Source organism: Sulfurimonas sp. (assembly GCF_029027585.1).
Taxonomy (GTDB): domain Bacteria; phylum Campylobacterota; class Campylobacteria; order Campylobacterales; family Sulfurimonadaceae; genus Sulfurimonas.
Window position 1 is genome coordinate 1,347,535 of record NZ_CP093397.1, and the last position, 12,196, is coordinate 1,359,730.

Consider the following 12,196-nt stretch of genomic DNA (forward strand, 5'->3'; position numbering starts at 1 on the left):
TTTAATGAGTAAAAATATTGAAGTCTTAGAAGAAAAGCTAGGCTATAAGTTTAAGAATAAAAAGCTCATTATCGAAGCGCTGACACATAAAAGTCATAAACAGCCCTACGATAATGAGCGATTGGAGTTTTTAGGGGATGCGGTTTTAGACCTCATAGTGGGTGAGTATCTTTTTAAAAAATTTAAAAAATCAGATGAGGGGAAGCTTTCAAAGATTAGAGCATCTTTAGTAAATGAAGCAGGTTTTGACAAACTAGCTAGGTCTTTGGGTTTAGGAGAGTATATATACCTCTCAAATGCTGAACAAAACAATGGAGGAAGAGAAAAATCTTCTCTTTTATCAAATGCTTTTGAAGCTATAATGGGTGCAATATACTTAGAAGCTGGTTTGGGTGTAGTTGATGAAATAGCAATAAAATTAATAGAGAAAAATCACAAAGAGATATCTTTAGACTCTCTTTTTTGTGACTTTAAAACAACTCTTCAAGAACTGACACAATCAAGATTTGGGTTAACCCCTGAGTACAAAGTAGTTGCAAGTCGTGGACCAGACCACTTAAAAGAGTTTGAAGTTGCGGTAATCATTCAAGACAAAGAATATGCAAGAGCCATAGGAAAAAGTAAAAAAATAGCTCAACAAGAATCTGCAAAAATAGCGGTTGGGATTTTGAATAAGGAAACAAATTGAACAGTTTTGGAATGAAGTTAAGATATAGCACTTTTGGTGAGTCGCATGGTAAGGCTATTGGCTGTTTGCTCGATGGTGTTCCTGCGGGGCTTGATATTGATGAAGCATATATTCAAAGTGAACTTGATCGTAGAAAACCTGGTAAAAGTGAGTTTGAAACTGCTAGAAAAGAAGCTGATGAGGTTGAGATTTTAAGTGGTGTTTTTGAAGGTAAAAGTACAGGTACTCCAATAGCAATGATTATTTATAATACAAATCAAAAATCTAAAGATTATACAAACATTAAAGATGTTTTTCGTCCTGGTCATGCGGATTTTACTTATTTTCATAAGTATGGCCTTCGAGATTATCGTGGTGGCGGTCGTGCATCTGCGAGAGAAACAGCTGCGAGAGTTGCAGCAGGAGCAATTGCAAAACTAATGCTTAAAGAGTTAGATATTGAAGTTTTAAGTGGAATCAGCGAAGTTGCTGGTGTAAAAGCTGAGTCATTTGATTATGAAATGGCAAAAAAGAGTATTATTTATGCCTTAGATAAAACCAAAGAACAAGAACAAAAAAATGTTATACTTAAGGCCAAAAATGACCATGATTCTGTTGGTGGAGTATCTAGAGTTTTGATAAAAGGTGCCCCCGCTGGTTTAGGTCAGCCCCTTTATTATAAACTTGATGGTGTCTTGGCAGATGCTATGATGGGTTTGAATGCAGTCAAAGCGGTAGAAATTGGAGATGGAGTTTTAAGCGCATCTGCTCTTGGTTCATCAAATAATGATGCTATTCGTGCAAATGGTTTTGAGTCTAATCATGCGGGTGGAATTTTAGGTGGCATATCAAATGGTGAAGATATTGTAATGAATGTTTACTTTAAGCCAACACCATCAATCTTTAAAACACAGCATACAGTTAACACTTCAAATGAAGAGTTAGATTTCTCACTCAAAGGAAGACATGACCCTTGTGTTGCTATAAGAGGAACAGTAGTTTGTGAAGCAATGGCAGCTCTTGTAATAGCGGATATGTTGCTTCTAAATATGGGTTCAACTATGAGTGGAGTGAGTAAATATTATGACAATCTTACACCTACTTATTGAAGATTCATTTATAGAATCGTTCGTAGAGTCATTACCGCGTGAAAAGGTTAAAATAGTTGAAGAAGATTTTGAATTAAATAAACAACTACTTGCAAAAGAGATGCAAAACTACAAAAATGATAGAGAAGATTTTTATCCATATCTTGAAAGTATGAAAAATTTAGATATATGGTTCAAAGAGAGTTATTTAAAGTGAAAATTTTAACTTCAAAATTATATGAAAGACAATTAAAAGAAATATTAGAGCCTCTTAGTCAACAAGATTATCAACAAACAAGAAATTTTAAAATGTATCTTGATACAATAATTTTAAATATGCCAAGCAAGATAAAAAAATATAAAAAATCTATATATTTTGATGATGAAAATATAAAAGATATTGAGTATAAAGGTTGCACAATAATATTTTTTTTTGATGAACAAAAAAGTGCTTGCGTTGTCTTAGGGATAACAAAAAAAAGCTAAGTATTTATGAAAGATATGCTTGTCATAAGATAAGATAATATCAATTAGACTATAAGTAAAAAAGTAGCAACTTACTGTGTCAAATCGTAACAAAGAATCCCCTTCCTCCCCATATATCACTTTTTTATCACTTTTTTGTTACTATTACTTTGTATAATAAAGATTAATAGAAATTTAACATTAAGTATTCAATTGGCATAATATGTCAAGTTAAGATGTTTAAGTGAACTAAATAAAGGAGAAAAAATGGATAATAAAAAATCTCAACAAGATTTAGAACTATCTGATAGAAGGGACTTTTTTAAGCGTACGGCAGCCTTAGGGGTAACTGCCCTTGCTGGAACAAGTCTTTTTGCATCACAAGATGATAAAGCTATCATGCATCATGTTCCATGGGGACAAAAATGGGGAGATCCAGTAACGAAAAATCGTTACGGTATTCCATCTGCATATGAACATAACAACATAAGAAGAAATACTAAGCTACTAGCATCTGGTAATTTTAGAGCATCTATCGCTGTAACTCCGATTCATGAATCAGAAGGTATCATTACTCCAAATGGTCTTTTCTTTTCTCGTTCTCATGGTGGAACAGCTCATGTTGACCCTAAAGAGTATCGTTTAATGATTCATGGTTTAGTAAAAGAACCTATTGTTCTTACGCTAGAGCAGTTAAAGCGCTATCCAAGTATTACTAGAACTCACTTTATTGAGTGTCCAGCAAATGGTGGACAAGAGTGGAGGGGACCTCAGTTTAATTCTCTTCAATTTGCTAAAGGTTTTATGGCTTCTGCTGAATGGACAGGGGTTTATATAAAAACTATTCTTGAAGATTTAGGTTTAAAACCTGAAGCACGATGGATGTTAGCAGAAGGAAGTGATAACTCTGAAATGGGTCGCTCTGTTCCTGTTGATAAAGTTTTTGATGATGCTATGATTGTTTGGGGTCAAAATGGTGAAGCTCTTCGCCCTGAACAAGGTTATCCAGTTAGACTTCTTCTTCCAGGTTGGGAAGGAAACTTATGTGTTAAATGGCTTAAACGATTAGAATTTGCAGCTGAGCCTTGGTATTCAAAAGAAGAAACTTCTAAATATACTGCCCTTAAACCAAGTGGTAAAGCAATCCAGCATTTTTATGCAAATGAAGTAAACTCAACAGTAGTTTCTCCGTCTCCAGAAATTCCATGGACGCATCTTGAAGATGGTGATATTGTTGAGATTGAAGGACTTGCGTGGTCTGGTATGGGTACTATTACTCTTGTTGACTTATCTTTTGACGGTGGTAAAAATTATGTTAACGCTAAATTAAAAGGTTTGGTATTACCTAAATCTTGGACGAGATGGAGCTATATGCACACATACAAAAAAGGTCAAACCCTTCTTCTTACATCGCGCGCTATGGATGACGCAGGCTATATTCAACCAACTATTGATGAAGAAGTGTCAGTTATGGGCGTTGAATCAGTTTACCATAGAAATGGTGTAGAAACTTGGGAAGTAACAGCTACAGGAGAAGTGAATCATGTTCAAATTAGATCGTAAATTAATTATTTCTGCTTGTGTAGGTACAATGTTTGCCTTATCTGCAACAGCATTAAGTGCAGATTCAAGGGCAACTAATAAAATTAATATTGACGGTGGGGTGTCTTACCCTGTTGTAAATTCGAAGACAGGTCCATATTGGGTTAATACGCAATCAGCTAATATGAAAATTAATAATGGGCGTATTCCAACTGCAAATGAAATAGCAGCATGGGACAAAGATGTTATGCCTGATGGAACAGGTTTACCAGAAGGTAGTGGTTCTGTTGAAGATGGTGAAGAGATTTATGAGGCACAGTGTATTATGTGTCATGGTGATTTTGGCTCAGGTGGCGGGGGTTATCCTGCTCTTTCTAAAGGAAATGCTGAGGAGTTACAACAAACTCTTACAAACAACAGATGGAAAGATCCAGAAGCAGATGGACCAACTCGTGTTTTTGGTTCTTACTGGCCATATGCTAGTACGATGTGGTGGTACATTAGAGATGGTATGCCTCATACAAAGTCAAAAACTTTAAGTGTTGATGAAACATACGCGCTTACTGCATATATGTTAAATATCAACGAAATGTCAATCGATGGCGAGGAAGTTGATGAAGAGTATATTTTAGATAGAGAAAAATTCTTAAAAATAAAAATGCCTAATGTAGATGGTTTTGAGCCAAACATAGATGGACCAAATGCTCTTAATGATGTGCGTAAATATTATGCAAATCCTGCAAATTTTGGCGGAATAAAAAAAGAAGTATCTCAGCGTTGCATGAAAGATTGTCAAAAATCAACAGCAAAAATAAGACGCATCCAAAATGGTGGTATAAAAGACTTTTTACCTCCAATGTCAGTAGCAAAAGATTTACCTAAAAAAGAAGCTTCAGATATGGGTTTTAATGTTATGAAATCTTATGAAAACAACTGTATGCCTTGTCATGGTGCAGAAGGTATGGGTGCTCCTGTAACAGGTGATAAAGATGCTTGGGCTGAGGTTATGACTAATGGTATGGATACAGTTCAAAAAAATGCGCTTGAAGGTCTAAACGGTATGCCTGCAAAAGGTGGAGCAAGTGTTAGTGATAATGAGCTAAAATTGTTAGTTGATTATATGATTGAGAAAAGTAAATAATAAAGGAAATATGATGGAAAGAAGAAAATTTTTAAGTTTAACTTTAGGTGCTTTAGTATTAGCTGTTGCCCCTGCAAGTGTAAGAGCAGAGGATTATAGAAAGTTAAAACCAACAGTATGGACTGCTCATACGGTTGAAGATGCTATTAAAAATCTATATGGAACTACAACTACAATCGAAAAAGGTGTTAAATTGAGTACGCCAGATGTTGCTAGTAGTGGTGGAGCTGTTCCTGTAACATTTAGCACTAAAATCCCTGCAAAGACAGTTTCTGTATTTCAAGATGCAAATCCAGAAGCAGCTGTAATTGTATATAGTGTTACAAAGTATGATATTACTGATTATAAGATTCAAATAAAAATGGGAAAACCAGGAACTATTACAGTTGTAGTAGAAGGTTTAGACGGAAAACTATACTCAGCTAAGAGAAGTTTAGATGTTGCACTTGGTGGATGTGAAGGTTAAGACTTTCAACTAATTTAAATTAATAAAAGGAATATTTTATGGGCATAAGAGTAAAAGCAAAATTAAAAAAAGGTATCATCAAAGTAACGATACAACCAAGTCATGCAATGACTACATACAATCAAGCAAAAAAGAAAACAGGAGATAGTGATAATGCTAATTTTATAACGCATATGTCAGGAACTATTAATGGTGAAACAGTATTTGACATGTCAACAAGTCAGTTTTTATCTAAAAATCCTATCTTTAAACTTAAACTTAAAGGTGAAACTTTTAAAAAGAAAGATAAGCTTATTGTTACATGGGTTGACCGTAAAGGTAAAACAGAAACAAAAAAAGGTAAAATCAAGTAATTTTACTTTGAGAAAAGAAGGAAGGTTTATATCATGATTAAAATAATATTTAAAATTTTTCTTTTTTCTCTACTTTTGCAAGTTACACTTCTATCAAGAGAGATAGATATAAACAAACTTGCAAAGTCTGCATCTAAAACTAATAAACATCTTTTTGTATGGCTTCATAAAACAGGTTGTGGTTATTGTCAAACTATGGAAGAATTTACTTTAGACAATGAAAAAGTAAAAGCACTACTTAAAAAGAAGTTTGTTGAAGTTCATATCAATATTTATGAAAAAGACAAGGTAAGATATAAAGACTTTATTGGAAGTGGACGAGATTTTGCAAAATCGGTTGGTTATAACTTCTATCCAACTTCTCTGTTTTTTGATAAAAATGCAAAGTTAGTTTATGCTGTCCCTGGCTATAAAGATGAAAATGTATTTTATACTATTTTAAAATATATTGACTCTAAGTCATACAAAAAGGTTGATTTTGAAATCTATGAAAATGACTTTGAATTTAAAGAGGAGAAATAGTGAATAAAAATTCTGGAAATGTTTTAGAACTATTTATTTCTAAAAAAGAGCAAAGTGATAGAATCAATAAGGCGGAGATAACAGTAGATGCTAAGGGTGTGAAAGAAGATAAGTATTATGCAAATAATCCAAATAGAGCTATCTTAATAACTTCAAAAGAGAGTTATGATTTGGCTAAAGACAATGGCATAGATGCCGTGTATAGTTCTTTAGGTGAGAATATTTTACTTGATGTAAACCCTTATCACCTAGTTCCTGGAGATAGATTGCAAATCGGTCAAACTATTTTAGAGATAACTCAAAACTGTACGCTGTGTAATTCTTTAGCAAAAGTAGATGCAACTTTGCCAAAACTTCTTGAAAATGATAGAGGAATTTTTGCTAAGGTTATAGATGGCGGAGTAATTAAAAAAGGTGATATAGTTAAGTTTTAAAACTATGTTAAACTATTGGCATTAGATGTCAGATAAGGATAAAAAATGAAAAAAACAAATAATCTCATAACAATTGTTTTTATGTCAATAATTTTAAGTGCTGTATCAGCATTTGGAGCAGCGGCACAAAGTGTTCAAGTATTTACATCAAATAATGCAGACGGCAAAATCACAGCTAAGTCAATAGACGAAGCATTTGGAAAAAGTGGTTTAATCATAGATGGTAACAATGATATGAACAAACCTTTTAAACTTAGGTTTAAAAATACTTACTACAAAACATATAACTTAGCGATGTTTCGTAATAAAGAGGTTACTTTAAAACTATTAAAAAAATATCCAACTTTTGGTCTTTTAACTCCTTTAACTATGTCTATTTGGTCAGACAAAGGAACTATGAATATTTCCACATTAACATTAGCAGGTATCGCAAGAGCTGGTGAAATTCCTATTGATGACCCAGATTTAGTCGCTTATTCTAAGTCTATTGAAAAAGCATTAAGAGCGGCTATGCCAAAAGGACACTTCAAAAAATTAAACCATATAGTACAGTTTCCTAAAAAATCTTTTCAAACAAGATATACAATGGAACTTGAGATAGATGCAGATACAGATATCGAAGAGTTAAAAGAAGATTTTGAAGCAGAGTTTGAGGGCGAGATGGAGCCTATTGGTTTTTTAATGCCAGGTTACCTAAACCTTGTAGATGAAGCTTTTGAGCCTAATGGATATGATGCTTATGATTTTTATGATACATATTCTGTTTGTAAATTTGATGTAATCTATCCTGTTTCAAAGTTGCATCCTGAAGCTGGTGCTTATGCTCCTTGTGCTTTTTACTTGTATAAGAAAAAAGGTGAAAACAAGATGCATATGGGGTGGTTAGGTGTAGATAATTGGATTACTACTTTGGATATAAAAGATGAAGAATCAATCAAGCCTCTTCGTGCGGCGCATAAGATGATTGAGGATATTATCAAGGAAATTATAGAGTAATACAATGAGATTTTTTATAATAAACTTCATTTTTAGTATAGTTTTTTTAAGCTTAGCATCTGCGAGTGATAATCTTGCAGTTGTTTATACTTTTGATAAGCAAAATGATAAAAGATTTAATGAGTTTACAAGTAAAGATCTTAGAGAGATAGGTTATTTTTTAAATGACCCCCACCATAGAGTAAATGATGCTTATGAAGTTCAGTTTGGAAAAACAGACCTTGAACTTATAGGTTTTTCATCCATTTTAAATGAAGAGGTGGTTCGTCCACTTTTAAGTATTGACCCACGACTTGGTGGGTTTAGTCCCTTCAATCTCCTAAACTATAGAAAAAAATCAGATAATGTAACGGTAGTAGCACACTTAACACCTGAGGCTATATTAGATATTTTAGAGATTAAAGATAAAGAGATACATAAAAAATATATAGCTTCTTTTAAACCACTTGATGATTTAATACAAAAAAGACTTGGCGGTAAAAAAAGTTATATACCTGTAAAAGGTCGTGCGAAAAATACTATGATGCACTTTGAGATTGCTTTTGAAGAACCTGAAGATATAGATGATTTTTTAGAAGAATTTCAAGAAAAATTTGAATTTGCTTTTGAAACACAAGGTTTTGTAATCGCTGGTTTTTACAATATAAAAGAGAGTTTTTATTCTGAGGAAGATGCCATGCCAATGTACACATCTTTTTGGTCTTATGCCTTGTGTCATATACCATATTCTTATACTGTTTTTGATGGTAAAGATGCTTTTCCAGTTGCTGGGATTTTCGCACCTTGTTCTATGTACATTTATGTAAAAGAGGGTGAAAATAAATTAGTGATTGGTATGCCGACATTATCTGCTTGGGCAAGTGCTTTGGGAATTACAAATCAAAAAAAACTAAATTATATAAATCAGCTAGATGAAGATATACCAGCTATTTTAAAAGGTCTTGGTGCAAAAGTAGTGGCAAATGGAAATCCACTACTTCGCAAATAAATTATTTTTTATCTTTATCAATAGCATCTTTGGCAGTTTTTATAGCACTGCCTAAGGCTACTCGAGCTACTTCAAGTGCTTGTTTACCCATTCTTTTTGCTTCTTGTGCAGTTTTAGATTTCATAGCAGTATCGGCTTTTTTAACTGCTGTTTTTGCAAAACTAGAAAATCTATCACGCATTATGTCTGCTGTTTCTTTAGAGATATGAACTAACTCTTGTAAATCATAACGCATATTTTTATTTATTTCTACAAGTAATTTATTTGTTTCTTGGTTATTTTCACTTGCTTTACTTTGAACAACTTGAGAAAAAAGAGTATCTGATTGATTTAAATCTTCCATGATAGTATCATAGTCTTCTATAAGAATGTGCTTTGCTTCAACAGGCATAAAAGCTAAGCGTTTTTTAAATCTATCAATAGAACGAACAAGACCACTTCTCATTCCCCTTAGCGTTGCATTTAAAATTTCATCTGCTTTTGTTGGCGTTGCTTCTGCAATATCTATGGAAGATTGTAAAATAGTTGATAGGATTTTTCTTACTCTAATGGTATTTAGTGAGCCTTCTTTTATAGCTTCGTAAGTTATATCTTTGATTACTTCAACTGTTGTTTGCGTTATGTCCCCATCATTGTCTTTTTCTAAGGCAGTTATGATTGCAGACTCTACCATTTCACTTAGCATATCATATAAGTCAATAGATTGAAGTTTTACTTGATGTAGTTTAGATAATGCATCTTCTTGATTTTCAAGGGAATTTTCAATTGCATTAAAAATTGAATATTTTGACTCTTGAAGCTCTTGAGCTTTTTTCTCTAAATTTCTTTCTAAAACTTCTTTTTGTGCTAAAAGTGATTCAACATCATTTTTTAGTGATGATGTTTCAATATCTAAAATAGTTATTGCAATACCTTTAATCTCACTCAAATTTAATTTATTTAGTTCAAGGTTTAAATCATCATTTAGATAATCCATCGCATGTTTTACTCTTTTATCAATACTTTTAAATCTATGATTATAAGCGGTAGTTAAATCACTGTTTATTTTTTCTATATCCATTTTAAAATCCTTAAGTTTATAGTACCATTTTTATGTTTTGATGAGCTTTTAGAGCTTCATATATAAAGTTTCTATCATCTTCATTGTGAACAAGTAGGTCAAGACTCATGCTTATATATTTCCCCGCCTTTGAGTTTTTAGAGTGAACTAGCGTATACCCCAGGGCACCTTCTCTGGCTTCGCCATTCACCTTGTGTTCTCTTTCCACAATTACATCATGAACGGCTTTTTGTAAAGCTTCTTTATCTAAAGAGATAAGCTTATATGTCCAAGAACATGGATATTGGAGTTCTAGTTTTTCACTTTTATCGTTTAAAATCTCCACTTTTACCTCCTGATTTTTTTTCTAGTTGAACATTACGGATAATCATACCCTTATCTATGGCTTTAACCATATCATAGATTGTTAGCAAACCGATACTAGTTCCTGTAAGCGCTTCCATTTCTACGCCAGTTTGCCCTGTTAGTTTGGCTGTTACACTTAGTTTAAATCCAGGAAGTTCAGGAAGTTCTTCAACATCACAGTTTATACCACTAAGATTTAATGGATGACACATAGGGATTAGTTCGCTTGTTTTTTTAACACCCATAATCGCTGCGATTACAGCAGTTTGTAAAACAGGTCCTTTTTTTGTTTTCTCGCTTACTATTGCATCATAAGCATCTTGACTCATCTCTATTATACCTGAGGCTACAGCAACTCTTGTTGTATTGTCTTTGTCGCTTACATCGACCATCTTAGGTCTTTGGTTTTCATCTAAATGTGTTAAATTCATGTTTAATCTTTATATTTTTTTATATTATAGCGTTTTGAGGTTAAATACGGTCTAAGGCTTCTTGATATTCATGAGGATGATTTAAATTACAAAAGGCTATCTCATCATCAAAGTTGACATAGAGAGTGTTTGATGACTTTAGTAAAAATCCAAGCTTATGATTATCTTCTTGGAGCATTTTAGAAAAATCGGTTTCTAAAGAAGAGTGGTAGATGCCACACATTGGGTGAATGCCAAAGTTTGTTTTTGCAATAGTAGCATCTGTACTTTTTGTATCTGCACTAAATATTTCACTAATCTCTTTTTCACTAACAAAAGGAGCATCTACGCTAAGTACAAAAAAACGCTCTTCTTTTAATTTTTTAAAGACTGTAACAAATCCAGCAGTTGGAGCAAAAATATTATCTGTTTTTATATCTTCTATAAAATTTGCTTCAAAGTCAAACTTATTTTTGTCTTTACATGAGATATATACAGTTTTAAAAATTTTACTAAGGCGAGAGTATTGATATTGTGCAAGGGTAGAAAAGCCAGCAAAAGGAAGAAGAGATTTATCTTCTTTCATTCTGCTACTTTTTCCACCCGCAAAGATGATACAAGGTGTATCAATCATTTATTGTTTTGTTAATTCTGCTTCAATTCTTCTATTTTGAGCACGACCTTCGCTTGTTGAGTTGTCAGCGATAGGATTATTTTCACCCATTCCTAGAGATGAGAGTCTATTAGCAGGCACTCCTCTTTCAAGTAGCATCCCTTTAACAGAATTTGCTCGTTTTTCTGATAGTTGTTGGTTGTATTTTTCACTTCCTCTACTATCTGTATAACCAATTATTTTAGCTACATATGAGTCATACTTGTTTAAAAAGTCTGCATATTTTTCAATAATGTCATAAGACTCTTGATTTACAATATCAGAATTATTTTCAAAATTAACATTTAGAGTTACTTTTGCAGGACAACCATCACTATTTACTGCTTCGTTTAAAGGAGTGTTTGGACATATATCTTTTTCGTTTAAAACACCATCTTTATCAGTATCTAAATCAACAATTGCTACTGCTGCAACAACTTGTTCTTCTATTTTTTCTTCAACGATTGGTTCTGGTTTTTCTTCTATTTTCTCTTGAACTTGAGCTTGTACCACTGGTGCTGCTTTGTCGGCTTTAGCTCCAAAAGCGATATTTAAACCAGCTAAAATCATTAAGTTATTATCATATCTTGCATCGTTATACTTTAGCATATAAACAGCTTCAAGTTTTAAAGCTATATTGTCGGTAAAAGGGATTTTAGCACCAATTCCAGCATCTACAAAAGCACTATCTGCATTTCCAGTGTCATGTGTATAACTACCATCATTCATGCTTTCATAACCTACTCCAGCTTTTATAAGTGGAGTTATAAAACCTAGTTTGTCATATTCATAAACACCATTTAAAGCAAATCTATAAACATCAGTATCTTTACTAATAGTATTATAATCTGCTTTAGAGTAAAAGATAGATAGTTCAGGTTTTATAACAGAGTCTAAGCCATTGTATTGAACCTCTGCACCAAAAACTGCATAGTTATCCAAATCGATATTGCCCTCAGCAATGTTATAGCCAATAAGAGGTGTTACCTCATAGTTGTAATCAGTAGCTAAAGCTACGCTTCCAAATAGAAGAGCTGGAATTATAAGTAATCTTTTCAAGTTTGTCC

The 12,196-nt window shown here is 33.0% G+C and carries 17 protein-coding genes; 12 read left to right on the plus strand and 5 right to left on the minus strand.

Annotation, left to right across the window (positions count from 1 at the left end; translation table 11 throughout):
- The first annotated feature begins 4 nt into the window (after positions 1-4).
- From rnc to MOV50_RS07000, 12 genes are all read left to right on the plus strand, one after another.
- Positions 5-688, plus strand: a complete 684-nt coding sequence (gene rnc, locus MOV50_RS06945; protein WP_321777187.1) for a ribonuclease III — start codon at positions 5-7, stop codon at positions 686-688.
- A complete protein-coding gene (aroC, locus tag MOV50_RS06950) occupies positions 685-1,776 on the plus strand; it encodes a chorismate synthase (RefSeq protein ID WP_321777188.1) in 1,092 nt (363 codons plus the stop codon). Before rnc ends, aroC begins: the two co-directional genes overlap by 4 nt.
- Positions 1,751-1,972 (plus strand): hypothetical protein, encoded by a 222-nt coding sequence (locus MOV50_RS06955; protein WP_321777189.1) that lies wholly within the window; start codon positions 1,751-1,753, stop codon positions 1,970-1,972. Before aroC ends, MOV50_RS06955 begins: the two co-directional genes overlap by 26 nt.
- Entirely contained in the window at positions 1,969-2,241 is a 273-nt protein-coding gene (locus tag MOV50_RS06960; protein WP_321777190.1) for a hypothetical protein, read from the plus strand. Before MOV50_RS06955 ends, MOV50_RS06960 begins: the two co-directional genes overlap by 4 nt.
- A 246-nt stretch (positions 2,242-2,487) precedes the next feature.
- Complete coding sequence (gene soxC / locus MOV50_RS06965; RefSeq protein WP_321777191.1) at positions 2,488-3,783, plus strand: sulfite dehydrogenase; 1,296 nt, start codon at positions 2,488-2,490, stop codon at positions 3,781-3,783.
- On the plus strand, positions 3,764-4,903 hold the full coding sequence (locus tag MOV50_RS06970) for a c-type cytochrome (RefSeq protein ID WP_321777192.1): 1,140 nt from the start codon (positions 3,764-3,766) through the stop codon (positions 4,901-4,903). Before soxC ends, MOV50_RS06970 begins: the two co-directional genes overlap by 20 nt.
- Before the next feature lie 13 nt (positions 4,904-4,916).
- Positions 4,917-5,369 (plus strand): thiosulfate oxidation carrier protein SoxY, encoded by a 453-nt coding sequence (locus MOV50_RS06975; protein ID WP_321777193.1) that lies wholly within the window; start codon positions 4,917-4,919, stop codon positions 5,367-5,369.
- Positions 5,370-5,407: 38 nt separating this feature from the next.
- A complete protein-coding gene (gene soxZ, locus MOV50_RS06980) occupies positions 5,408-5,722 on the plus strand; it encodes a thiosulfate oxidation carrier complex protein SoxZ (protein ID WP_321777194.1) in 315 nt (104 codons plus the stop codon).
- Positions 5,723-5,755: 33 nt separating this feature from the next.
- Complete coding sequence (locus MOV50_RS06985; RefSeq protein WP_321777195.1) at positions 5,756-6,244, plus strand: thioredoxin family protein; 489 nt, start codon at positions 5,756-5,758, stop codon at positions 6,242-6,244.
- Complete coding sequence (locus MOV50_RS06990) at positions 6,244-6,678, plus strand: MOSC domain-containing protein (protein ID WP_321777196.1); 435 nt, start codon at positions 6,244-6,246, stop codon at positions 6,676-6,678. Before MOV50_RS06985 ends, MOV50_RS06990 begins: the two co-directional genes overlap by 1 nt.
- 45 nt (positions 6,679-6,723) lie before the next feature.
- Positions 6,724-7,674 carry a hypothetical protein gene (locus tag MOV50_RS06995; protein ID WP_321777197.1) on the plus strand — a complete coding sequence of 317 codons (951 nt, stop codon included), beginning with the start codon at positions 6,724-6,726 and terminating at the stop codon, positions 7,672-7,674.
- A 4-nt stretch (positions 7,675-7,678) separates the two neighbouring features.
- The gene (locus MOV50_RS07000; RefSeq protein WP_321777198.1) at positions 7,679-8,662 is read left to right on the plus strand and encodes a hypothetical protein; all 984 of its coding nucleotides are present in this window, start codon (positions 7,679-7,681) and stop codon (positions 8,660-8,662) included.
- A 1-nt stretch (position 8,663) separates the two neighbouring features.
- Here MOV50_RS07000 and MOV50_RS07005 read toward each other — a convergent pair whose 3' ends face one another.
- Genes MOV50_RS07005 through MOV50_RS07025 form a run of 5 tightly spaced genes read right to left on the minus strand, consistent with a single transcriptional unit; the run spans position 8,664 to position 12,188 of the window.
- Positions 8,664-9,722, minus strand: coding sequence for a DUF6781 family protein (locus MOV50_RS07005; RefSeq protein ID WP_321777199.1), 1,059 nt, complete (start codon positions 9,720-9,722; stop codon positions 8,664-8,666).
- Positions 9,723-9,738: 16 nt separating this feature from the next.
- The gene (locus tag MOV50_RS07010) at positions 9,739-10,047 is read right to left on the minus strand and encodes a DUF493 domain-containing protein (protein WP_321777200.1); all 309 of its coding nucleotides are present in this window, start codon (positions 10,045-10,047) and stop codon (positions 9,739-9,741) included.
- Positions 10,028-10,498, minus strand: a complete 471-nt coding sequence (gene moaC / locus MOV50_RS07015) for a cyclic pyranopterin monophosphate synthase MoaC (protein WP_321777201.1) — start codon at positions 10,496-10,498, stop codon at positions 10,028-10,030. The genes MOV50_RS07010 and moaC overlap by 20 nt, the downstream gene beginning before the upstream one ends.
- Positions 10,499-10,538: 40 nt before the next feature.
- Positions 10,539-11,111 (minus strand): molybdenum cofactor guanylyltransferase MobA, encoded by a 573-nt coding sequence (mobA, locus tag MOV50_RS07020; RefSeq protein WP_321777202.1) that lies wholly within the window; start codon positions 11,109-11,111, stop codon positions 10,539-10,541.
- On the minus strand, positions 11,112-12,188 hold the full coding sequence (locus tag MOV50_RS07025; RefSeq protein ID WP_321777203.1) for an OmpA family protein: 1,077 nt from the start codon (positions 12,186-12,188) through the stop codon (positions 11,112-11,114). It lies immediately after the preceding gene.
- Positions 12,189-12,196: the final 8 nt, after the last annotated feature.